This is a genomic window from Caballeronia telluris (assembly GCF_001544495.1).
Classification (GTDB): Bacteria; Pseudomonadota; Gammaproteobacteria; order Burkholderiales; family Burkholderiaceae; genus Caballeronia; species Caballeronia telluris.
Map to the genome: position 1 here is coordinate 50,869 of NZ_FCNZ02000014.1, position 22,644 is coordinate 73,512.

The 22,644-nt window shown below is 64.9% G+C and carries 23 protein-coding genes; 8 read left to right on the top strand and 15 right to left on the bottom strand.

Annotated features, from left to right (window positions below):
* Positions 1 to 3: 3 nt before the first annotated feature.
* The 6 genes from AWB66_RS18825 to AWB66_RS18850 form a co-directional block, all read right to left on the bottom strand.
* Positions 4 to 447 (bottom strand): DUF2501 domain-containing protein, encoded by a 444-nt coding sequence (locus AWB66_RS18825; protein ID WP_087631695.1) that lies wholly within the window; start codon positions 445 to 447, stop codon positions 4 to 6.
* Positions 448 to 948: 501 nt separating this feature from the next.
* The gene (gene glmS, locus AWB66_RS18830; protein ID WP_087631696.1) at positions 949 to 2,766 is read right to left on the bottom strand and encodes a glutamine--fructose-6-phosphate transaminase (isomerizing); all 1,818 of its coding nucleotides are present in this window, start codon (positions 2,764 to 2,766) and stop codon (positions 949 to 951) included.
* A 48-nt stretch (positions 2,767 to 2,814) separates the two neighbouring features.
* Complete coding sequence (gene glmU / locus AWB66_RS18835; protein WP_087631697.1) at positions 2,815 to 4,176, bottom strand: bifunctional UDP-N-acetylglucosamine diphosphorylase/glucosamine-1-phosphate N-acetyltransferase GlmU; 1,362 nt, start codon at positions 4,174 to 4,176, stop codon at positions 2,815 to 2,817.
* A 111-nt stretch (positions 4,177 to 4,287) separates the two neighbouring features.
* Complete coding sequence (gene ttcA, locus AWB66_RS18840) at positions 4,288 to 5,250, bottom strand: tRNA 2-thiocytidine(32) synthetase TtcA (RefSeq protein ID WP_087631698.1); 963 nt, start codon at positions 5,248 to 5,250, stop codon at positions 4,288 to 4,290.
* Entirely contained in the window at positions 5,247 to 5,648 is a 402-nt protein-coding gene (locus AWB66_RS18845) for a dihydroneopterin aldolase (RefSeq protein WP_062631897.1), read from the bottom strand. The genes ttcA and AWB66_RS18845 overlap by 4 nt, the downstream gene beginning before the upstream one ends.
* Positions 5,649 to 5,678: 30 nt before the next feature.
* Entirely contained in the window at positions 5,679 to 6,512 is an 834-nt protein-coding gene (locus AWB66_RS18850) for an SDR family oxidoreductase (protein WP_087631699.1), read from the bottom strand.
* A gap of 13 nt (positions 6,513 to 6,525) precedes the next feature.
* Between AWB66_RS18850 and AWB66_RS18855 the strand changes: the two genes are divergently transcribed.
* The gene (locus AWB66_RS18855) at positions 6,526 to 7,731 is read left to right on the top strand and encodes a class I SAM-dependent methyltransferase (RefSeq protein WP_087631700.1); all 1,206 of its coding nucleotides are present in this window, start codon (positions 6,526 to 6,528) and stop codon (positions 7,729 to 7,731) included.
* Between the two features lie 9 nt (positions 7,732 to 7,740).
* Positions 7,741 to 7,935, top strand: a complete 195-nt coding sequence (locus tag AWB66_RS18860) for a DUF2905 domain-containing protein (protein ID WP_087631701.1) — start codon at positions 7,741 to 7,743, stop codon at positions 7,933 to 7,935.
* 106 nt (positions 7,936 to 8,041) lie between these two features.
* On the opposite strand, the gene AWB66_RS18865 is transcribed toward AWB66_RS18860, so the two are convergent.
* The 5 genes from AWB66_RS18865 to AWB66_RS18885 all read right to left on the bottom strand — a co-directional run bounded on the left by AWB66_RS18865 (position 8,042) and on the right by AWB66_RS18885 (position 13,934).
* Positions 8,042 to 8,527, bottom strand: a complete 486-nt coding sequence (locus AWB66_RS18865; protein ID WP_087631702.1) for a hypothetical protein — start codon at positions 8,525 to 8,527, stop codon at positions 8,042 to 8,044.
* A 449-nt stretch (positions 8,528 to 8,976) separates the two neighbouring features.
* Entirely contained in the window at positions 8,977 to 10,221 is a 1,245-nt protein-coding gene (locus tag AWB66_RS18870) for a multifunctional CCA addition/repair protein (RefSeq protein WP_087631703.1), read from the bottom strand.
* Positions 10,218 to 10,835, bottom strand: a complete 618-nt coding sequence (locus tag AWB66_RS18875; protein ID WP_087631704.1) for a glutathione S-transferase family protein — start codon at positions 10,833 to 10,835, stop codon at positions 10,218 to 10,220. The genes AWB66_RS18870 and AWB66_RS18875 overlap by 4 nt, the downstream gene beginning before the upstream one ends.
* Positions 10,836 to 10,859: 24 nt before the next feature.
* Positions 10,860 to 11,816 carry a complex I NDUFA9 subunit family protein gene (locus tag AWB66_RS18880; RefSeq protein ID WP_087631705.1) on the bottom strand — a complete coding sequence of 319 codons (957 nt, stop codon included), beginning with the start codon at positions 11,814 to 11,816 and terminating at the stop codon, positions 10,860 to 10,862.
* Between the two features lie 150 nt (positions 11,817 to 11,966).
* Positions 11,967 to 13,934, bottom strand: a complete 1,968-nt coding sequence (locus tag AWB66_RS18885; protein WP_087631706.1) for a lytic transglycosylase domain-containing protein — start codon at positions 13,932 to 13,934, stop codon at positions 11,967 to 11,969.
* A 20-nt stretch (positions 13,935 to 13,954) separates the two neighbouring features.
* On the opposite strand from AWB66_RS18885, the gene AWB66_RS18890 reads away from it, so the two are divergent.
* The gene (locus tag AWB66_RS18890; protein WP_087631707.1) at positions 13,955 to 14,551 is read left to right on the top strand and encodes a 5-formyltetrahydrofolate cyclo-ligase; all 597 of its coding nucleotides are present in this window, start codon (positions 13,955 to 13,957) and stop codon (positions 14,549 to 14,551) included.
* A 16-nt stretch (positions 14,552 to 14,567) separates the two neighbouring features.
* Here AWB66_RS18890 and AWB66_RS18895 read toward each other — a convergent pair whose 3' ends face one another.
* A complete protein-coding gene (locus AWB66_RS18895; RefSeq protein ID WP_087631708.1) occupies positions 14,568 to 15,080 on the bottom strand; it encodes a winged helix DNA-binding protein in 513 nt (170 codons plus the stop codon).
* A gap of 165 nt (positions 15,081 to 15,245) precedes the next feature.
* Here AWB66_RS18895 and pxpB point away from each other — a divergent pair, with 165 nt between their 5' ends.
* The 5 genes from pxpB to AWB66_RS18920 all read left to right on the top strand — a co-directional run bounded on the left by pxpB (position 15,246) and on the right by AWB66_RS18920 (position 19,557).
* Entirely contained in the window at positions 15,246 to 15,899 is a 654-nt protein-coding gene (pxpB, locus tag AWB66_RS18900; RefSeq protein ID WP_087631709.1) for a 5-oxoprolinase subunit PxpB, read from the top strand.
* Positions 15,896 to 16,936, top strand: a complete 1,041-nt coding sequence (locus AWB66_RS18905; protein WP_087631710.1) for a 5-oxoprolinase subunit C family protein — start codon at positions 15,896 to 15,898, stop codon at positions 16,934 to 16,936. The genes pxpB and AWB66_RS18905 overlap by 4 nt, the downstream gene beginning before the upstream one ends.
* A 23-nt stretch (positions 16,937 to 16,959) precedes the next feature.
* Positions 16,960 to 17,706, top strand: a complete 747-nt coding sequence (gene pxpA / locus AWB66_RS18910) for a 5-oxoprolinase subunit PxpA (protein WP_087631828.1) — start codon at positions 16,960 to 16,962, stop codon at positions 17,704 to 17,706.
* 178 nt (positions 17,707 to 17,884) lie between these two features.
* On the top strand, positions 17,885 to 18,604 hold the full coding sequence (locus AWB66_RS18915) for a DUF969 domain-containing protein (RefSeq protein WP_087631711.1): 720 nt from the start codon (positions 17,885 to 17,887) through the stop codon (positions 18,602 to 18,604).
* A complete protein-coding gene (locus tag AWB66_RS18920; protein ID WP_087631712.1) occupies positions 18,601 to 19,557 on the top strand; it encodes a DUF979 domain-containing protein in 957 nt (318 codons plus the stop codon). The genes AWB66_RS18915 and AWB66_RS18920 overlap by 4 nt, the downstream gene beginning before the upstream one ends.
* 30 nt (positions 19,558 to 19,587) lie before the next feature.
* Here AWB66_RS18920 and AWB66_RS18925 read toward each other — a convergent pair whose 3' ends face one another.
* From AWB66_RS18925 to AWB66_RS18935, 3 genes are read right to left on the bottom strand one after another with little or no spacing between them, the layout of a single operon-like run.
* Positions 19,588 to 20,649, bottom strand: a complete 1,062-nt coding sequence (locus AWB66_RS18925; protein WP_087631713.1) for a TraB/GumN family protein — start codon at positions 20,647 to 20,649, stop codon at positions 19,588 to 19,590.
* Complete coding sequence (locus AWB66_RS18930) at positions 20,642 to 21,652, bottom strand: peptide ABC transporter ATP-binding protein (protein WP_087631714.1); 1,011 nt, start codon at positions 21,650 to 21,652, stop codon at positions 20,642 to 20,644. The genes AWB66_RS18925 and AWB66_RS18930 overlap by 8 nt, the downstream gene beginning before the upstream one ends.
* Complete coding sequence (locus AWB66_RS18935) at positions 21,649 to 22,644, bottom strand: ABC transporter ATP-binding protein (RefSeq protein WP_087631715.1); 996 nt, start codon at positions 22,642 to 22,644, stop codon at positions 21,649 to 21,651. The genes AWB66_RS18930 and AWB66_RS18935 overlap by 4 nt, the downstream gene beginning before the upstream one ends.

Below are 22,644 nucleotides of genomic sequence, written 5' to 3' on the forward strand. Positions count from 1 at the left end.
CGCCTACAACATCGACTTGCCTTGCTCGAGGATCTTGTCGCAGACCTGCTTCGTGACTTGCTCCTTCAGACCGCCGGCGCTCAGGTCGACCTTTTGACCACTGCCGCTGTTCAGGATGCCTTTCGCGCCGTCGGTGTACCCGCTATCGGACGACGGCGAGCCGCCTAGCTTGCTCATCAGCGAATCCTTCACCGACGACGCTCCGCTGCCGCTCAGGTAATTGTTCTTCATGCAGTATTCGATGATGCCGGTGACATTGCCGAGGCTTCCCGAGCTGAGCGAACTGCCGGACAGCGCGCTGCCGAGGCCGCCCAGGCCGCCAGCGGCACCCGTCGTGCCGCCGTTGTTTTTCAAGAGGTCGCCGAGTTGCGCGTAGGCGACGGATGCCGAAAGGCTCGCGACGGTGATCAGAATCGTTGCGGTGATGCGGCATGCATTGAGTTTCATGCTGAGTCCCTCCATGACGTGCGTGCTTGTCACTATAGTGCGTTTTCGGTTGGGCGGTGTGAGCGAGGGATGGTCGAACTTTGCGCTCGCGTTTGGTCCACTTGCACATACGTTTTTTGCGGCATGCTTTCGAGATCACCGCGTATACATGTTCTGCTCACTGGTGTTTACTGCTTCTGTATGTATACGTAGTAACAGTTAACAAGGCTGCCCGTTTTCTGTGGACAACAGGCGAATCGGCTTTGTGCTCAGCATCTTGCAGACCGAATGACTTGCGTAGAAACGCGGGACGATGAGCGCGAGGCTGGGACAACTTTCCTGCTTTCGGGACCGCTTCGAAGTTATGCACATTCTGCGCACAGGAGTCGAGCAACTCGTTCCGACATGATTCATTCAGCATGGAGATGGCTGAAGGCGCCAATGCAAACGGCCACCGAATGGTGGCCGTTTTGTGATGCTGCTTCGATCGAAAGTGAGAAGAGGTGGCTTACTTCAATTCGCCTACTCCACCGTCACCGACTTCGCCAGATTCCTCGGCTTGTCGACATCGGTCCCCCGTGCGCACGCCGTGTGATAAGCCAGCAACTGCAACGGCACCACATGCAGGATAGGCGACAGCAACCCATAATGCTCCGGCATGCGGATCACGTGAATCCCGTCTTCACTGACGATGCGCGTATCCGAATCGGCGAACACATACAGTTCGCCGCCACGCGCCCTGACTTCCTGCATGTTCGACTTGAGCTTCTCCAGCAACGTGTCATTGGGCGCCACCGTCACGACAGGCATCGCCTCCGTCACCAGCGCCAGCGGCCCGTGCTTCAGTTCGCCCGCCGGGTACGCTTCCGCGTGGATATACGAAATCTCCTTGAGCTTAAGCGCCCCTTCCAGCGCGATCGGGTAGTGCAAGCCGCGGCCGAGGAACAGCGCATTCTCCTTGCGGGCAAACTCCTCGGCCCACGCGATGATCTGCGGTTCGAGCGCCAGCACGCTGTTCAACGCGGCCGGCAAATGCCGCAATTGCGCGAGATACGCGGCTTCCTGCCTGGCATCGACGTGTCCGCGCAGTTTGCCAAGCGTCACGGCCAATACGAACAATCCCGCAAGCTGTGTCGTGAACGCCTTCGTCGATGCCACGCCGATCTCCGTCCCTGCATGCGTGAGGAACGACATGCCGGTCAACCGCACCATCGCGCTCGTCGCGACATTGCACACCGCGAGCGTGTGCGTGTGTCCGAGCGACTGCGCATGCTTGAGCGCCGCGAGCGTATCGGCGGTTTCGCCCGATTGGGAAATCACCACGACCAGCGCCTTCGGATTCGGCACCGACTCGCGATACCGGTACTCGCTCGCGATCTCCACCTGCGTCGGAATCTTCGCGACCGATTCGAGCCAGTACTTCGCCGTCAGCCCCGAGTAATAGCTCGTGCCGCACGCGAGGATCAGCAGGCTGTCGATATCGCCGAACACGTCGCTCGCGCGATCGCCGAAGAGCGATGCATCGAACTGGTCCGCTTGCGGAATGGTGTCGGTGATCGCGCGCGGCTGCTCGAAGATTTCCTTCTGCATGAAATGCCGGTACGGTCCAAGTTCGACCGCGCCGCCGTAAGCCGCGACCGTGCGCACTTCGCGCTCGACGTGGATGCCTTCGCGATCGACGATCTTCACGCCGTCGAGCGTGATCTCCACCACGTCGCCTTCTTCGAGGAACGCGAAACGGTCGGTGCTGCCCGCGAGCGCAAGCGCATCCGATGCCAGGAAGTTCTCGCCCTGCCCCACGCCGACGACGAGCGGCGAACCCTGCCGCGCGCCGACCACGGTATGCGGCTGATCCTTGTGAACGACGGCGATCGCATACGCGCCGTGCAACTGCTTGACGGCATCGCGAACGGTCTGGAACAGGTCGCCGCGATACATGCTGTGGATCAGGTGCGCGATCACTTCGGTATCGGTCTGCGAGACGAACACGTAGCCCTTGCCGCGCAGCATTTCACGCAACGATTCGTAGTTCTCGATGATGCCGTTGTGAACGAGCGCCACGGCGTCGCGCGAAAAGATCGGGTGGGCGTTGTCCGTGACGGGCGCGCCGTGCGTCGCCCAGCGCGTGTGCGCGATGCCCGTGACGCCTTCGAGACGCGTTTCGCGCACTTGCGCGTCGAGGTCCGACACGCGCGCGACGCTGCGCGCGCGCTTCGGCTCGCCGCCGGCGAGCACGGCGACGCCGCAGGAATCGTAACCACGATATTCAAGCCGGCGCAGGCCTTCCACCAGCACCGAGACGATGTTGCGTTGCGCGACCGCGCCGACGATTCCACACATGGTTTCCGTCCTTCTAAAGTTTGTTCCGAGCCGACGCTGTAGTCGCGTTCAGGCTTTTTTCTTGGTCGGCCGCACGTAGCCCTGGCGGCTCACCTGCGTCTTTTCGTTCAGCACGAGTTCGCCCTCGGCGACGTCCTTCCACACCGTTGTGCCCGCCGCGATAGTCACGCCGCGGCCGATGCGCACCGGCGCCACGAGTTGCGTATCGGAGCCGACGAACACGTCGTCTTCGATCACCGTGCGATGCTTGTTCGCGCCGTCGTAATTGCAGGTGATCGTGCCCGCGCCGATATTCACGCGCGCGCCGACGTCCGAATCGCCGACATACGCGAGATGGTTCGCCTTCGAGCCGCGCCCGAGCACCGCGTTCTTCACTTCGACGAAGTTGCCGATATGCGCTTCGTCGCCGAGCACGGCGCCCGGGCGCAGCCGAGCGTACGGTCCGAGCACGACGTTCGCGCCGGTCGTGCCGCCTTCGATGTGCGTGAACGCATCGACGCGCGTGCCTTCGCCGATCCGCGCATCGCGGATCACGCAGTTCGGGCCGATCGTCACGTTGTCCGCGAGTGTCACCTCGCCTTCGAACACGCAGTTCACGTCGATCGACACATCGCGGCCGCACTGGAGCGTGCCGCGCACGTCGAGGCGCGCGGGGTCCATCAGCGTCACGCCCGCGACGAGCAGCGCGTTCGCGACGTTGCGCTGGTGCACGCGTTCGAGTTCGGCGAGTTGCTGCTTGCTGTTCACGCCGAGCGTTTCCCACTCCTCGTCCGGCTGCGCAGTGACGACTTCGACGCCCGCTTCTAGCGCGCGCTCGACCACGTCGGTCAAATAGAACTCGCCCTGCGCGTTGTCGTTTTTCAGGGACGCGAGCCAGGTCGCGAGCTGTTGCGTCGGCGTGACGACGATGCCGGTGTTGATCTCGGCGATCTCGCGTTCGTCGGCGCTGGCGTCCTTCTGCTCGACGATCTTGCGCACGGCGCCCGCCGCATCGCGCACGATGCGCCCGTAACCCGTCGGGTCATCGAGCGTGACGGTCAGCACGCCGTAGCGGCCGTTGCTCGCGGCATCGACGAGACGTTCGAGCGTGCTCGCCCGCGTGAGCGGCACGTCGCCGTAGAGCACGAGCGTCGGCACCGACGGATCGACGAGCGGCAGCGCCTGCTGCACCGCGTGGCCCGTGCCGAGCTGCTGCGCCTGCACGGCGAACTGCACGTCCGGCGCGCCGACGGCGGCCTGGACCTGCTCGGCGCCATGTCCCACGACGACGACGAGGCGCGTCGGCTTGAGCGTTCTTGCCGTGTCGATCACGTGCGACAGCAGCGGTTTGCCGGCCAGCGCGTGCAGCACTTTCGGGAGTGCCGAATTCATGCGCTTGCCCATGCCGGCAGCCAGGATGACTATGTTCATCGCGTCGAATGATGTGAGGAAAATCGGGCGGCCAATATAGCATGGCGGCCGCGGCGGCCAGGGCCGTGCGAAGCCCGCGCGGCCTTGCGGGGAACCGGATTGCGCAGTGCGTCAAAGGTCATCGAACTGGACGATTGAAACGGTGTTCGTCGTGCCTGACGGTTCGCTCGCGCACGGTTCCTCGTCGAATGCGATGTCGCCTTGCGGATCGGCCTCGCCCGTCGCCCGGAGGCCGGCGAACGGAAACAGCGTGTGATCCATCAGATGCGACGGCACCACGTTGCCGAGCGCATTGAACATGTTCTCGACGCGCCCCGGAAAACGCTTGTCCCAATCGCGGATCAGCGCTTTCATTTCCGCGCGCTTCAGGTTCGGCTGGCTGCCGCACAGGTTGCACGGAATGATCGGAAATTCGCGCAGATCGGCGTATTTCTCGAGATCCGCTTCCTTCACGTAGGCGAGCGGCCGGATCACGACGTTCTTGCCGTCGTCGGATTGCAGCTTCGGGGGCATGCCCTTCAGCTTGCCGCCGTAGAACATGTTGAGCAAAAGCGTCTGCAGGATGTCGTCGCGATGATGGCCGAGCGCGATCTTCGTCGCGCCCAGTTCGCCCGCGACGCGGTACAGGATGCCGCGACGCAGCCGCGAGCAGAGCGAACACGTCGTCTTGCCCTCGGGCACCAGCCGCTTGACGATGCTGTACGTGTCCTGATTCTCGATATGAAACGGAATATCGAGCTTCTTCAGATAGTCGGGGAGCACGTGCTCCGGAAAACCTGGCTGCTTCTGGTCGAGATTGACGGCGACGATCTCGAAGTCGATCGGCGCGCGCTCGCGCAGTCGCATCAGGAGTTCGAGCATGGCGTAGCTGTCCTTCCCGCCCGACAGGCAGACCATCACCTTGTCGCCCTGCTCGATCATGTTGTAGTCGCCGATTGCCTGGCCCACTTGCCGCGCGAGGCGCTTGAAGAGCTTGTTGTTCTCGTAGGCCTCCTTTTGCTCGCGGCGCGTGAGCGCGGCGCGCTCGGGCGTCTCTCCGTGCGCGTGCGGGGCGGCTTGAGCGGGCGTGTTCATGCTCGTTCCTCTTTGATGCGAAAGACTTCGACGCCCACGGCGTCACAGTCGGGATAAACGTCGGGCTTTTCCGTCGATACGGCGACCGCCAGCACGCGCGGATGCGCCAGCAACGCGGCCGCGACGTCGTCGCAGAGCGTTTCCTGCAGATGGATGTGGCCGCGCTTCACGCGTTCCGCGATGGTCGAGCGCATGAAGTCGTAGTCGACGACTTCGCGCAGTTTGTCCTCGACAGGCGTCGACAGCGCGAGCGGCACGAACAGCTCGACATTGATCACGACGCGCTGCTCGCCCTGCTTTTCGAAGTCATGCACGCCGATGTTGATGCGCACTTCGTAATTGCGCAGAAAGAGCCGCCGGCAGTCGGCAAGCCGGGGATGCGAAAGTGCGGCAAGCATGGTGTTTTCCGTTAGGTGGTGCGTGCGTCTTCAATGCGGGTTGCCGATGATGAACATCACGTCGCGCGGGCTCGGCACGAGATGCTGCCCGCCATCGACGACGAGCGTCGTGCCCGTCACGCCGTGCGCCGTCGCCAGATAGCAGGCGGCCTCGGCGACGTCTTCGACCCGCGACGCCCGTCCGAGCGGCGTCACGCGGTGCGCCGCTTCGAACGTGGCGGGCGTCTGGCCGGCGGAGATCATCGTGAGGCCGGGCGCGAGCCCGACGACGCGCAGTTTCGGCGCGAGCGCCTGCGCTAGCGCGATGGTCGCGTTGTCGAGCGCGGCCTTGGTCAGCGTGTACGACAAGTAATCCGGATTCATGTTGTACAGCTTCTGATCGAGCACGTTGATCACGACGCCGCGCTGGTTTTCGTCCTCGACGGCCGCTTCCGGCACCGTTTCGTAGAGCGCGCGGGCCAGCGTCAGCGGCGCGGCGAGGTTCACGGCGGTCATTTCCAGCAGTCTGGCGTAGCCGAAATCCTGCGCGGTATCTTCGACGAAACGCGACGCGCAGTTCACCACGCAAGCCAGGCCGCCGAGCGCCTCGACGCAGGCCGGCACGAGCGCGGCGACCTCCGCCTCGATGGCGAGATCCGCCCGCAGCGCGACCGCCCGGCGGCCGAGCGCGGCGATTTCCGCGACCGTTTCGCGCGCGTCGTGCTCCGATTCGCCGAAATGCACGGCGACGTCCCAGCCGCGCGACGCAAAACCGAGCGCGATGCCCCGGCCGATGCGCTTCGCCGCGCCGGTGACGAGCACGACGCGCGGCTTCTCGGCCGACTGGGGCCCAACGGGCGCGGAAACTGAAGAAGAAACGCTCATTTACAATACTGGGATGAATCCGAATGCCCGACAATCCGACAGTTTACCTGCTCCCGGCGCCGACGCGCTGGCGCAATCCGAAGCGCTCACGGCCCTGATTCGCGAGCGCATGGCCGACGCGGGCGGCTGGCTGCCCTTCGACCGCTATATGGAACTCGCGCTGTACGCGCCGGGCCTCGGCTACTACAGCGGCGGCGCGATGAAATTCGGCCGTCGCGCGGAAGACGGCAGCGACTTCGTGACGGCGCCGGAACTCTCGCCGCTCTTCGCCGCCACGCTCGCCCGGCCTGTTGCGCAAGCGCTACGGAAAAGCGGCACGCGCGACCTGATGGAATTCGGCGCGGGCACGGGCAAGCTGGCGGCGGGGCTCCTGAACGCGCTCGCCGACCTCGACGTCCCGTTCGACAGCTATTCCATCGTCGATTTGTCGGGCGAATTGCGCGAGCGCCAGAGCGCGACGCTGGAAGCCGAGGCACCCGTCCTCGCGTCGAGGGTGAAATGGCTCGATGCGCTTCCGGAGGAATTCGCGGGCGTGGTGATCGGCAACGAAGTGCTCGATGCGATGCCGGTGCGTCTTGTCGTGCGCAAGCTCGGCGCGTGGCACGAACGCGGCGTGGTGGAACTGGACGGCCGTTTCGCCTTCGACGACAAGCCGCTCGCCGCCGATCCGCTCGTCGCGACGATCGACACCGCCATCGACGCCGTCAACGACGAGCCGTTCGCCGAATACGTCACCGAGACGCACGAAGCTGCGCTCGCGTTCACGAAGACGGTTTGCGCGATGCTCACGCGCGGCGCGGCGTTTTTCATCGACTACGGGTTTCCGCGTCACGAGTTCTATCACGCGCAACGCGCGGGCGGCACGCTGATGTGCCATTACCGGCATCGCGCGCACGCCGATCCGTTCCTGTATCCCGGCTTGCAGGACATCACCGCGCACGTGGAATTCACCGGCATCGCCGAAGCGGGCGTAGACACGGGCGCGGACCTGCTCGGCTTCACGTCGCAGGCGCGCTTTCTCATGAATGCGGGCATCACCGATGTCCTCACCGACATCGATCCCGCCGACGCCCGCCGCTATCTGCCGGCGGCCAACGCGGTGCAGAAGCTGTTGTCGGAAGCGGAGATGGGCGAGCTGTTCAAGGTGATCGCGTTCTCGCGCGGCATCGACGAGACGCTCGACGCCTTCGCGGCCGGCGACCGCTCGCACACGCTGTAGGAACGCGCCATGATCCGCTGGCTGCTCACCACCTTCGTCGCGCTGTCGATCCTCTCGGCCTGCTGGCCGTGGCTCAGAAAGCTCGGCATCGGCAGGCTGCCCGGCGATTTCACGCTGCGTCTGTTCGGGCGCGAGTATCCGTTCCCGTTCATGTCGACGCTGATTCTTTCGATGCTGCTTTCGCTGATCGCACGGCTGCTTTAGACGGCGCGGGCAACGCCGAATCGATCACAGCGACTCCTCCTCTTTAGCACGGGCCTGTCGCCAGAGGAGGAAGCGCTGGCTCAATCAAGAACTCATCGACGGGGCATCACTTGTTCCAGCAGTTGGACGACTGATCGCTTGTCGTCACCCAAAAGCGGCTCGAGCCATCTATGTTTCCGTACGCTTGCCAGCCCCAGCCGCCGCTGCCGTCGTGAAATTCCGCCATTCGATAGCCGGGACCAAATTCGCCGCGGCAGATTGCATTGCCATCGGCAAGGCTCGTCATGGTATCGCCACGCACTGCCCGGCTCAGGCCTATGTTGCCTTTGGCCCAACCGTTATAGGAATTGCTGGGGACTGGCCCCGGCGCACCGTCCTGATTGATACAGAGCACGGGCAGTTTAATGGAACAAGCAGTATCACCCTGGTATGCGTCGCACTTCGTGCCGTCAGTGTTGGTGCAGCTCACGCTGTCCACGCCATTCGCATGGCCCGTTTTGAACCACGTCATACCCTTGCCGCCCGCAGCGAAGGCTGTGTGCGAGGCAAGCAAAGTGAGTGCAAGGATGCAGAGTTTCGTTTTCGTTGTCATTTTCGGATCCTGATATGAATGCGGCTGACGATCAACGATCGACGTCGTGGCCGCTCGGCCTACTAAGAAAGGTTGGCTTTTTGCCTGCCCTCCGTTTTGCATGAGTTTGCCCGGCTCTGAAAGCCGGGTTTTCAAGTCAACCGTTAGGATGACAAACCGTAAAATCGCACGGCGTTCGGCCCGCCCCCATACGATTCATCCGAAAATTAGGTCCGCAAGAATTCGATCTTCATTGCAGGAGATGTGAGTCAAAATCATGAACGATGCGCGACGGCCGTGACAATGACGGCATGGCAGGATGGCGACAGGTGCGCTTTCGGGATCGATGCCGGCAAGCGCAACGCGTGCAGGGCGCGAGCGGCACACGTGGTGTGTGATGCGGATTCAGTCGGGCGGTGAGGAACCATTGCACAGTAGACCCGAATACCGCCAGGCCACCACAAGTCCGCTCAACCCGCCGCGTTCTCCAGCGCCGCCTTGACCGCCTCGACGCGCGCGTGATGCACCGCGTCCTTGATCTTCGCGGGCGCGCTCGCGTAGTGCTGCGCGACGGCGCCCGCATCGACCGCGCGCGCCGCCACCAGCGCTTCGCGCAGCCGCTCCGCCTGCGGATACGGCTGCTGCGACAGGCCGAGCCGCCCGCGCGCGTCCGCGACGCACGCCTGCAAGGCCTCCGCGAAACGCGCGGGCTTGCGCAGCGCGTCGCAGCGCTCGAAGAGGCGCACGAGCGCCGCCGGTCCCATCTCCATCACGCGATGAATGTTGCCGTGCTCGCGCGCGACGAGCAGCGCCAGATCGCGACATTCGTTCGGCACGCGCAGCCGCTCGCACAAGGGCCTGAGCAGATCGACGCTGCGTCCTTCGTGACCGATATGGCGAGGCAGGATATCGTCGGGCGTGGTTGCCTTGCCGAGGTCGTGCGTGAGCGCCGCGAACCGCACCGGCAGCGCGAAACCCTGCGACGCCGCGTAGTCGAGCACCATCATCACGTGCACGCCGGTATCGACTTCGGGGTGATAGTCGGCGCGCTGCGGCACGCCCCACAGCGCCTCGACTTCCGGCAGGATGCGCGCGAGCGCGCCGCTTTCGCGCAGCACGTCGAACATCCGCGAGGGCGTGCGCTCCATCAGTCCGCGCGACACTTCCTGCCACACGCGTTCGGGCACGAGCGCGTCGACCTCGCCCGCCGCGACCATCTTCTTCATCAGCGCGCGCGTTTCGTCGGCGACGGTGAAATCCGCGAAACGCGCCGCGAAGCGCGCGATGCGCAGAATGCGCACCGGATCTTCGACGAACGCTTCCCCGACGTGGCGAAACAGCTTCTGCGCGAGATCGGCGCGCCCATTGAACGGATCGATGACGGGACCGGTGAGTTCGCCGTCCGGGCTCACTTCGCGCGCCATCGCGTTGATCGTCAGGTCGCGGCGCGCGAGATCCTCTTCGAGCGTCACGTCGGGCGAATAGTAGAACTGGAAGCCGTGATAGCCGGCCGCCGTCTTGCGCTCGGTGCGCGCGAGCGCATATTCCTCATGCGTCACCGGGTGCAGGAACACCGGAAAGTCCTTCCCGACCGGCCGATACCCTTGCGCGACCATCTGCTCGGGCGTCGCCCCGACCACGACGTAATCGCGATCCACTACCGGCACGCCGAGCAGTTCGTCGCGGATCGCGCCGCCCACGGCGTAGATGTTCATTGCTCGCTGCCCGCGGCGTCGATCCACGCGGCGACCGCCGGCAGTGCCGTCACGCGCTCGGCGTAGGCGCGCGCCACGTCGGAGAGCGGCGGTGCGTAGGAATTGAAGCGCATCACGACCGGCGCGAACATCGCGTCGGCGATACCGAATTCGCCGAACAGGAACGGGCCGCCGTGCGCGCTCAGGCACGCCTGCCAGATCGCCTCGATGCGCGCCACGTTGGCGAGCGCTTCAGGCGTGTGGCCGGTGCCGGGCGCGCGCTTCTTGACATCCATCGGCATGTCGCTGCGCAGGTCCGCGAAACCCGCGTGCATTTCCGCGCTGATGCTGCGCGCCCGTGCGCGGGCCGACGCGTCGCGCGGCCACATGGCGTGCTGCGGATACTGTTCGGCAAGCGTCTCGATGATCGCGAGCGATTCCCAGACCGGCTCGCCCGCATCGGTGATCAGGCACGGCACCTTGCCCGACGGCGAATAGCGCAGGATCTGCTCTTTCGAGTCGGGACGGCCGAGGCGCACTGCGATTTCGTCGAAGGGAATCGCGAAGTGCGTCAGCAGGAGCCACGGTCGCATCGACCAGGACGACACGGACTTGTCACCGATAAGAAGTTTCATGGGCACGCTTGAAGGAAAAAAAAATTAACGATGCGCCGACGCGCGAAACGTGCTGAAGCGCGAGCGCGACGAATTGCCGGTCAGATACAGGGGCGCGATGGCCTCGATGCTCGCCGGCTCGCCGATGCCGAGTTCCGGCGCGAGCGGTCCGCTCGCGATGCTCGGCGTTTTCATCGAATCGAGATTGTCGCGCGACATCATTGGTTCGCCGGGCGCCAGTTCGAGCGCCATCGCCTGCAATCGGCCGAGGCTGTCCGGCAGCTTGATGATCTTCGCGTGCTTGCCGATCGTCGCGCCGCTGAAGCGCACGAGTTCCGCGAGCGTGTAGACGGCCGGCCCCGCGAGTTCGTAGGTGCGTCCGCTCGCGGCATCGAGATCGAGCACGTTGACGATCGCCTTCGCCACGTCGCCGACGAATACCGGCTGGAACTGGGCGTCGGCGCAGGCGAGCGGAATCACCGGGAACAGGCGTTCGAGAAACGCGAACTGGTTCAGCAGGTTGTCCTCGGGGCCAAACACGACCGAACTCTGGAAGATGGTCGTGGCGAGCGACGATTCGCGGATCACCTTCTCGCCGTCGCCGCGCGAGCGCAGATACATGCTCGGGCCGTTCGGATCGGCGCCGATTGCGCTCATGTGCAACAGACGCCGCACGCCCTTCGACTCGCAAGCCGCGACGATCCGCCTCGGCAACTCGACATGCGCCTTCGCGAACTCGGGACCGTACGGATCACCGCGCCGCCCTTGCAGGATGCCGACGAGGTTGACCACCGCATCGGCCTCGGCGACGAACGCGGCAAGCTGCGCCGGATCATGCACGTCGGTTTCGATCACATCGACGGGAAGCAGCGTCAGGTGCGCGGCATTGTTTCGCCGCCGCGTCGCGATGCGCACATTTTTGCCCAACTCGACGAGCGCGTTCACGAGATGACTGCCGATGAAACCCGAACCGCCGATCAGCGCTACTTTCTGATGTCGCATATTCGCCCCTGATGGATGGCGGCGGCGTCACGCAAGGGCTTCACGCGATTGCTTCACGTGACTGCTTCACGTGACTGCTTCACGTGACACCCGGGCCGCGCGTCTTTCCGTTGAACGGAGTGATGAAACGCGCGGCCTTGCAGGCAAGGCTTACGGCGCGATGTAGCCGAGCCGTGCCTTCAGCGATTGCGGACGGCCTTCGAACAGCGCCGCATAGTAGACGGTGTTCGACAGCACATTCTTCACGTAGTCGCGCGTCTCGGAGAACGGAATGGTTTCAGCAAAAATCGCGCCTTCGACCGGCGCCGTGAGGTCGCCGCGCCACTTGTTCGGACGTCCCGGACCGGCGTTGTAGCCTGCCGTGGCGAGCACCGGAGAATTGTCGAATTGATTGTAGATCATCGACAAATAGTTGGTTCCGAGCAGAATGTTCGTATTGATGTCGTTCATTTGCGCGCGGGAAACCGTGCCGAGGCCGATCTTCTTGGCAACGAGCTGCGCCGTGCCCGGCATCAGCTGCATCAGCCCGCCCGCGCCGACTTCCGAGCGCGCGTTGATGATGAAGCGCGATTCCTGCCGGATCAGCCCATACGCCCATTCGACGTCGAGCCCGGTGTTCTGTGCATCGCGCTCGACGATCTCGCGAAACGGCGAGAGATAGCGCAGCGAGAAATCGTGCTCCGTCTTGGTCTTGTCGGCGGTATTGACCGTGCGGTCGAACAGTTCGATGCGGCGCGCGTACTGCGCGGCGGCGAGCAGTTGCCGATCGCTCATCTGGCGCAGCGGCCAGTTCCATTCGCGATTGCCTTCGAGACGCAGGTTCATCGCGTAGAAACGCTGCGACAGCGCGAAGCCCGGCACCGATTGCATCTGCGCGATCTCGGCGTCGGAGACGGATGTGCGCGGCGGAATCGTGATCTTCTGGCCGAGTTCTTCCGAAGCCAGCTGGCCGTAGAAGTCGAAGCGATCGGCAATCGACTGGAATTCGCGCGCGGCCGTCGCGGTGTCGCCGGCCTGCTTCAGCGCGCGGGCGTGCCAGTAGATCCACGCGGGCTGGCTGCGCAGCGTGGGCGGCATCTGCTCGACCGACCAGCGCACCATGTTCCAGTCGCCGGCGAGCAACGCGCTGCGCGTGCGCCATTCATAAGCCGGAACCGACAGCGGTGCATTCACCGACAGCCGATACCAGTCCGCCGCGCCCGGCATGCGCTTGAGCGCCGCCTGATAGCCGATGGTGCCCCAGCCGATCGCGCGCTCCGGCGCGGTCAGGCTCGGTGCGACCGAGCTGAACGTGGCGGCGGCCATCGCGGGATCGTTGCGCGCCATGCGCGTGATCGCGACGAGCGTCAGCTGATGCGCCGGCGTGTTCGGCATCACGCCGCGCGCGAGATAGAGCGGCGGCGTGCTGGTGGCGTTGTCGAAGAGCGTCGCATCGGGACGTTCCTGTCCGAGCGCATCGACCATCTTCGCGCCCGTGTTCGTATAGTTCTGCTCGTAGGCGAGACGAATCTGCTGCCAGACGTCGTCGCTTGAGAATTGCTGGTTGCGAGCCAGCGCGCCGATCAGATCGACGCAGCCGTCGCCATACCATTTCGGATCGACGAGCAGGGCGCGCGCCGCGTCGGCGACATTTTCTCCGCGTGCCGCGCGCGCTTCGAGCGCGTAGCATTTCACCTGCGTGTCGTCGTTGAGCACGAAACGTGAATACTGCTGCTCGAAGTTGCGCCAGTCGTGACGGCCGCCGAGCACCACGAGGTAGTCGTTGCGCATGCGGTCCGCGATGGCCTGGCCGTCGTAGCGCTGCAGGAACGAGAGCACCGGTTCGTCGGGCGCATCGACGCGCGCGTGGCCCTGCGAGTCGAACAGTTGCGGCTTGATCGTGAAGTATTCGATATATCCCGGCGCCGGATACTCCGGAATCTGCGCCGCGAGCGCGGCGGCTTTGCCCGCGTCGTTGTTGCGCGCCGCTTCGCGCAACTGCATGAAGACGCGGTCGTCGGACGAAGGGATGAAGTCGGCGTCGGGGCGGACGGCGGAAGCGGTGCTGCAAGCGACGAAACTGAGCGTCGCGAGCACCGAACCGACCGCGAGATATACTCGATTGAGGCGTTTTGACATCGTTATTTCAGGAGCGCGAATTGGTCGAAAGCATAGCACGCAACCCTTCTCCAGAACCGAAAAGCGCACTGCGCGCGACCTTGCTCGCAAGCCGCGAAGCGCAACGCGAAGAGGCTGATCACGCGGCGCGAAACGGGGCGCTCGCACGCCGTCTGATGGCCGCGATCGCGCGGCACCCGGAGGCGTCGTGCATCGGCTTTTACTGGCCGGTTGCGGGCGAGTTCGATGCGCGCAATGCGCTCGCCGTGTGGCTCGCGCTCGATGCGTCGCGCAGTGCGGCGCTGCCGGTCGTCGTGGAGAAGCATGCGCCGATGCTGTTTCACGCGTGGCGCGAGGATGCGCCGATGAAGGCGGGCCGCTATCGCATTCCGGTACCGCTCGACGAGCGCGCGGTCGTGCCGGATCTGTTATTGATACCTTGCGTGGGGTTCGACGAACACCGCTATCGGCTGGGATATGGCGGCGGCTATTACGATCGCACGCTGGCCGCGTGGCCGGCGGCAAAAAAGCCGGTGACGATCGGCGTCGCGTTCGAAGCCAGCCGGTGCGATTCGCTGCCGCACGAGGCGCACGACATGCCGCTCGATGCGGTCGTCACCGAAGTCGCAATTTATTGAGCGCGTGCATCAAAGATCAAAGCGAAGCAGCGGCGCGCGCGGCGGTGTCGTAAAGACCCGACGCATTACGCATCAGTTGCGCCGCTTCGCCGATCTGTTCGTTCGTCAGACCGCTTTCGCGCAGCGTCGTGATCAGACAACTCTCGCGCACTTCGCGATACTTGCCGCATAGCTCCCGGCCGGCGGGCGTCGCGGAAAAGAACACTTCCTTGCCGGTCTTTTCGCTCTTGATGTAGCCGCGCGCCACGAGTTTTTTCAGCGCATACGTAGCGACATGCGTGTCCTCGATGTTCAGCACGAAGCAGATGTCGGCGAGCTTCTTCTTGCGGTCGCGATGGCTCACGTGGTGCAGCAGCGACACCTCGACCGCCGTCATGTCCTTCGCGCCCGCCGCCGACATGCAGCGCACCATCCAGCGGTTGAACGCGTTGCTCGCCATGATGAGCCCGTATTCGAGTTCGGACAGTTCCGCGCTCGATTCGGAGACGAGATGCTCGGAGGAAACGATCTTGGTGGGATGGCGCGGCATGGTTCTCGCCCGGTTTTGAGTGCGTTGGAGTGTAGCGTATCGACTGATTTCGAAGCGCATCGGAAGAAACGCTGATAGATAATTTGTCGATAATTTATTGATAATGTACATTCTGCCGCGGCGCCCTGCATCATCGTGTGCGTCCCGCTTACCCGAAAAACACGCATGACACGACCACAAATCCACTCGCTCGGCGACACCGCCCTCGTCTGCACGGCGCCGCCGCCCGCGACGCTCGACTGCCAGCGCCGCATGTGGGCGCTCGCGGACAGCGCGCGGCTCTGGCCGCACATTGTCGAAGTCGTGCCCGGCATGAACAATCTGACGATCGTGTTCGATCCGCTCGAAGCCGAATACGAAAGCCTCGCGCAGCAACTGGACGACGGCTGGGACACCGTGGCCGTCGTCGAATCCGGCGCGGCGGAGATCGAGATTCCGGTGCGCTACGGCGGCACCGACGGACCGGATCTCGCGACGCTCGCGAAATACGTGGGCTTGTCGGTCGATGAAGTCGTGAAGCGGCACACCGAGGCCGAGTACGTCGTGTTCTTCCTCGGCTTCCAGCCGGGCTTCGCGTACATGGGCGGCCTCGACCGGTCGCTCTGCATGCCGCGCCGCGCGGAACCGCGGCTCGAAGTGCCGGCCGGATCGGTCGGCATCGGCGGGGAGCAGACGGGCATTTATCCGGCGGCGTCGCCGGGCGGCTGGCAGTTGCTCGGACGCACCGACCTCAAGCTCTTCGACCCCGCCCGCCATCCGCCGACGCTCATGCAGCCCGGTGACCGCGTGCGCTTCACCGCGCTGGAGGTGCGGGCATGATCGACGTGATTCGCGCGGGCGTACTCACCTCCGTGCAGGACCTCGGGCGGCACGGCTACCGGCATCTGGGCGTGAGTTCGGGCGGGGCGCTCGATGCGCTGTCGCTCGAAATCGGCAACCGGATCGTCGGCAATGCGCCGGATGCGGCGGGCATCGAAGTGACCTTCGGACCGACCGTGCTGCGCTTCAAACACGCGACGCGCGTCGCGATCACCGGCACGGATTTCGGCGCGACGCTCGACGGCGAACCGGTCTTTTCGTGGTGGAGCCTGCCCGTGCGAGCGGGTCAGGAACTCACCTTGCGCGCGGCAAAGCGCGGCATGCGCGGCTACGTGTGCGTGGCGGGCGGCATCGACGTGCTGCCGATGCTCGGCTCGCGCAGCACCGATCTCGGCGCGTGCTTCGGCGGGCTCGGCGGCCGCGCGCTCACCGACGGCGACCGGCTACCGGTCGGCGTGCCGCTGCCGCATCCGGGCATCGCGTTTTCGCCGGACGAGCCCGCGTTTGGCGTGAAGGCGCCCGCGTGGTGCAAGTTCGTGCTCGTCGACGAACCGCTGCGGCGCGGGCGGCACGCGGCGGGCGTCGCGTGGTCGATCCCGATCCGCGTGTTGCGCGGCCCGGAATACGAGAGCTTCACCGACGCGGCCCAGGCGGACTTCTGGAACGAAGAATGGACGATCACGCCGAACAGCAACCGCATGGGCTTTCGCCTCGCGGGCACGGCGCTCGAGCGCAAGAGCGGGACGGATTTGCTGTCGCACGCGGTGCTGCCCGGCACGATCCAGGTGCCGCCGAACGGTCAGCCGATCGTCCTGATGGGCGATGCCCAGACGACGGGCGGCTATCCGAAGATCGGCGCCGTGATCCAGGCCGACCTGTGGAAGCTCGCGCAGGCGCGGTTGAACAGCGGCGTACGGTTCATCGAGACGTCGGTGGAAGAGGCGCGCCACGCGCTCGCCGAGGAACGGATGTATGTGAAACAGGTGCAGACCGCGATCGCGATGCACGAAGAACGCTGCGCGCGGAGCCCCCGATGAACGCAAAGGATCAGGTGAACGACATGGAAATCGATCTCAATGCCGATCTCGGCGAAGGTTGCGGCTCCGACGAAGCGTTGCTCGACCTCGTCAGCTCCGCGAACATCGCGTGCGGCTGGCACGCAGGCGGCGCCACCGCGATGCGCGATTGCGTGCGCTGGGCGGTCGAAAAGGGCGTCTCCATCGGCGCGCATCCGAGCTTCAACGATCCCGAAAATTTCGGCCGCAAGGAAATGGACCTGCCGGCCTCGGAGATCTACGCGGGCGTGCTGTACCAGCTCGGCGCGCTCTCGGCGATCGCGCAGGCCGAAGGCGGACGCATCGCGCACGTGAAGCCGCACGGCGCGCTCTACAACCAGGCGGCGCGCAACCCGGCCATCGCCGATGCGATCGTTTCCGCCGTGCACGACTTCGATCCGTCGCTGATGGTGTTCGGGCTCGCGAACAGCGGGCTCGTCGAGGCCGCGCGCAAGTCGGGCATCGTCGCCATCGAGGAAGTGTTCGCCGACCGCGGCTATCGCGCGGACGGCTCGCTCGTGCCGCGCAAGGAGCCGGGCGCGTTGCTCGACGACGAAGACATCGTGCTCGACCGCACGCTCGCGATGGTGCGCGAGCAGCGCGTGAAGGCCGTGAGCGGCGAATGGGTGCCGCTCCACGCGCAGACCATCTGCCTGCACGGCGACGGCGAGCACGCGCTGGCATTCGCGCGACGCATCCGCACGGCGCTCGCGGATGCGGGCATCGACGTGCGGGCCGCGCACGGCAACTGACTGCGCGATACCGAAGTATTGAGGCAATGAAGCATTGAACGCCCCGGCGGTTTCGCGGGGCGTTTTAGCACAAAGCGGCCGTCAGAGCCGCTTGGCACACCGGTGCGGCGCTCGTGCGTTCGCATCGGGAACGCGTCCCGGCCCTCCGGGACATGACGTCGAACCGATTGGAGATCTCATGGCAACCGCAGTCAATCTATGGCCACTGATAGGTGTGGCCGTCATCATCGTGGGCTTTGTCCTGCGCTTCAATCCGATGCTGATCGTGGCCGCCGCCGCGATGGTCACGGGCTTTGCGGCGCATTTTCCGCTCGATCGCATTCTTGCTGCGATCGGCACGGGTTTTCTCAAGACCCGCAACATCCCGCTGATCATTCTGCTGCCGCTCGCGGTGATCGGCCTGCTGGAACGGCACGGTCTGCGCGAACGCGCGCAAATCTGGATTTCCGGCATCAAGGCGGCGACGGCCGGGCGTCTTTTGATCGTGTATCTGCTGATTCGCGAACTGACGGCGGCCGTCGGCCTGACCGGGCTCGGCGGTCATCCGCAGATGGTGCGCCCGCTCCTCGCGCCGATGGCGGAGGGCGCGACCGAAGCGCGCTACGGCAAGTTCTCCGACAAGATCCGCTTCAAGCTGCGCGCGTATTCCGCTGCGACCGACAACGTCGGCCTGTTCTTCGGCGAGGACATCTTCGTCGCGTTCGGCGCGATCGTGCTGATGGTCACGTTCCTGAAGGAAGCGGGGATCGTCGTCGAGCCGTTGCATGTGGCCGTCTGGGGCATCCCGACCGCGATCTGCGCGTTTCTCATCCACGGCTTCCGGCTGTGGCTGCTGGACCGGCAACTCGCGCGCGAACTCGATGCGCTGACGCGCAACGTCGCGGGAGAAAAGGCATGACGCTCACGATCAACTATCTGTTCTATCTGGTCGGTCTCGTGCTGGTGGTCGTCGGCGGGATGATCCTCACGGACAAGTCGCATCCGCGCCGGCTCACCGCCGGCACGTTCTGGCTGGTCTATGCGCTCGTCTTCCTGATCGGCGATCTGCTGCCGCCGGCGGTAGTCGGCGTGCTGGTGATCGCGATGGCGCTGATCGCCGGACTGGGCGGCGTGACGGGCGCGAAGCCGAAGATGCTGTCGGAGGAGACGCGCCGCCAGAGCGCGGTGCGGCTCGGCAACAAGCTCTTCGTTCCCGCGCTGACCATTCCGGTCGTGACCGTGATCGTGACGCTCGGCGCGAAGTATCTGGTGTTCGGCGGCACGCCGCTGATCGAACTGAAGAACGTCACGCTGATCGGCTTCGGGATCGGCTGCGTGATCGCGCTCGCGATCGCCTGCGTCATGACGCGCGATACCGTCGGGCAGTCGATGCAGGAGACGCGGCGCCTGATCGACGCGCTCTCGTGGGCAGCCGTATTGCCGCAGATGCTCGGCATGCTCGGGCTGGTGTTCTCGGATGCGGGCGTCGGGAAGGCGGTCGCGCACGTGACGACGGCCTATGTGAATCTCGACTACCGGCTGGTGGCGGTGACGGTGTATTGCGTCGGCATGGCGCTCTTCACGATGGTGATGGGCAATGGATTCGCGGCGTTTCCCGTGATGACGGGCGGCGTGGGCGTGCCGATTCTGGTGGGCGTCTTCCACGGCAATCCGGCGACGATGGTCGCGATCGGCATGTTCTCGGGCTACTGCGGCACGCTGATGACGCCGATGGCCGCGAATTTCAATATCGTGCCGGCGGCGCTGCTGGAGTTGCCTGATAAGAATGCGGTGATCAAGGTGCAGGTGCCGACGGCGCTTTCCTTGTTGGTCGTGAATATCTTTTTGTTGAACTGGCTGATGTTTCTTTGATCGGCCGAGCCGGTGCGATGCATCGACGCCTCACCCCGGCTCGACTACAAACCCATGCCGCCTGAGCAATTCGAGCACGCCGCGCTGCCCGCCGAGATGCAGTGCGCCGATCGCCACGAAGAGCGGCTTGTTCAGCGCGGCGAGCGCCAGCATGCGCGTGACGAAGCGCCGATTGCGTTCGTAGACAACGCGGTTATCCACCGAAGCCGCCAACGCCTTCGACCGCGCGAGCTTCTGCCCTTTCGCATCGTCCCAGGCCTTGAGCGCATCGGCGTCGCCGATCCGCCATAGCCGGTGCAACTCCTTCACGTCGGCGACATTCTCGGCCGGCGTCTGCACCAGATCCTGCGCGAGCATTTCCCGCTGCTGCGGCGAAGTGAGCCGCGTGAACGTCGATATCTGCTCGTTGAGCGTCTCCAGTCCGACGATCCTTCCCTTCGCCCGCAAGTAGACGTTCTGCAATTGCGCCTCCGTGCCGTACTCGCTCAGGAAGCCGGCCTTGAGCGTGTCGTAGGTCTCGACCAGCATCGACGCGAGCCAGGGCCGCGTGTGCCGCAATTGCGCGAGCGCGGCCGGATTGCTGCGCATGCGCGCCTCGACCTGTTTCCACATCGAATCGGGCAGATAGTCGAGCAGACACTCGCTGCGACACATGCCATAGCGCTGCACGTCTTCCTGCGAGAAGAGCAGATCGTCGGGGGAAATTTCGAGTGCGAGAACGGGCGACGCATCGAGCGCCGCGAGAATCGGCTTGCGAAACGGCTGGTCCGGCGGATAGTCGTTCGCATAGCCGACGTGCAGCGTGCCAAGCACATAGAGCGTCGTCTGACCCTTGGTCGCGACGTAGAACGGCATGCGCGGCGGCTGGGCGCGCACCGGGCCGCTTGCCGTCGTGCCATCGGAGCGGTCGGCGCGCGCGGGCGGCGAAAGCGCGCCGTGCGGCGGCGGCACGGCAGCAGGCGGCGTATTGCCCACGGCCCACGCGGCCGTCGAAAAAAAGGCCGGCAAGGCGCAGCAGAAAGCCATCACCGCCGCCACTGCGCCAAACGCGAAGCGGCGCGTGATCGTGCGCGCCGCCCGCAATTCAGGCATCGGCTTCCCCCACCTCCTCCGCACGGTGACACGAGACATGCCGCCCATCGACGTAGCGCAGCGCCGGCTCTTCAGTGCGGCATCGCTCGATCGCATACGGGCAGCGCTGATGGAACGTGCAGCCCGATGGCGGATTGAGCGGCGACGGCATTTCGCCCTGCAGCTTGATCTTGATCGTGCGGTCTTCCTCGAAGATCGCCGGTGTCGCCGACATCAGCGCGCGGGTGTACGGATGGCGCGGGTGCGCGTAGATCGTGTTCTTGTCGCCGAGTTCGGCGACGCCGCCGAAGTACATGACCATCACGTCGTCGGCGATATGCTCGACCACCGACAAGTTGTGCGAGATGAACACGTAGCTCGTGCCGAACTGCGCTTGCAAGTCCATGAAGAGATTCAGGATCTGCGCCTGGATCGACACGTCGAGCGCGGACACCGGTTCATCGGCGACGACGATCTGCGGCTCCAAGATCATCGCCCGCGCGATCGCGACGCGCTGACGCTGTCCGCCCGAGAACATGTGCGGATAGCGCGACACATGCTCGGGCCTGAGGCCGACGGTGCGCATCATGTGCGCGATGCGCTCGGCGCGCTCGGCGGCGGTGAGCTTCGTGTTGATCGCGAGCGGTTCGCCGAGCGTCTGCGCGACCGTCTTGCGCGGATTGAGCGATGCAAACGGGTTCTGGAACACCATCTGCACGCGCTGGCGCAACGCGGCGATCTTCGCGGCATCGGCGCCGGCGACGTCTTCTCCGTCGATGAGCAGACGCCCCGAAGTCGGCGGCTCGATCATCGTGAGCTGGCGCGCGAGCGTCGACTTGCCGCAGCCCGATTCGCCGACGACCGCGAGCGTCTTGCCGCGCTCCAGCGCAAACGACACGCCGTTGAGCGCCTTCACCGTGCCCTGCGTGAACATGCTGCGCTTGACGCTGTAGTGCTTCGCGAGCTTGTCGGCGGCGAGGACGATGTCCTTGTTCTGAGTGAAATCTTGAGGGACCGCGTTCATCGCGCGCCTCCTGGTGCTTCCACGGCTTGCATGTTGAGCGGCTTGATGCAGCGCGCCCGCACGGCCGGGTCGTTCGGATCGAGCTGGAAGAGCGCCGGACGGCCTTTCCAGCACTCATCGACAGCATACTTGCAGCGCGGCGCAAAAAGACAGCCGCTCGGACGATCGTCGCGGCCCGGTACCATGCCCGGCAACGCGGCGAGCCGTTCGGCGCCGCGGCTGTGCTCGGGAATCGCGGCGAGCAGCGCTTCCGTGTACGGATGATGCGGCTCACTGAAGATCGTCGGCACGTGATTCGTTTCGATGATCTCGCCCGCGTACATCACGGCCACGCGCTGTGCCACTTCCGACACGACCGCGAGATCGTGCGAAATCAGCACGAGCGCCATGCCGCGCTCCTTCTGCAACTGCACGAGCAGTTCCATGATCTGCGCCTGGATCGTGACGTCGAGCGCGGTGGTCGGCTCGTCGGCGATCAGCAGCTTCGGATTGCACGCGACCGCCATCGCGATCATCACGCGCTGGTTCATGCCGCCCGACATCTGGTGCGGAAACGCATCGACGCGGCTTTTCGCATCGGGAATCCCGACCTGATCGAGCAGTTCAAGCGTGCGGCGGTTCAGCGCGTCGCCGCGCAGGCCTTCGTGCAGCTTCAGCACTTCCTTGATCTGATAGCCGACGGTGTAGCTCGGGTTCAGGCTCGAGAGCGCGTCCTGGAACACCATCGCGATGTCCTTGCCGATGATGCGGCGACGCTCGCGCGCCGACGCCTTCAGCAGGTTCTTGCCATCGAAAGCGATTTCGTCGGCGGTGACGACGCCCGGCGCGTCGATCAGGCCCATCAGCGCCATCATCGTGACGCTCTTGCCCGAGCCGGATTCGCCGACCACGCCGACCACTTCGCCGGGCTTCACGCTCAGGTCGATGCGATCGACCGCCTGCGTGCCGCCGAAGCGGACTTCGAGATTGCGGATAGTCAGTAGATCGCTCAT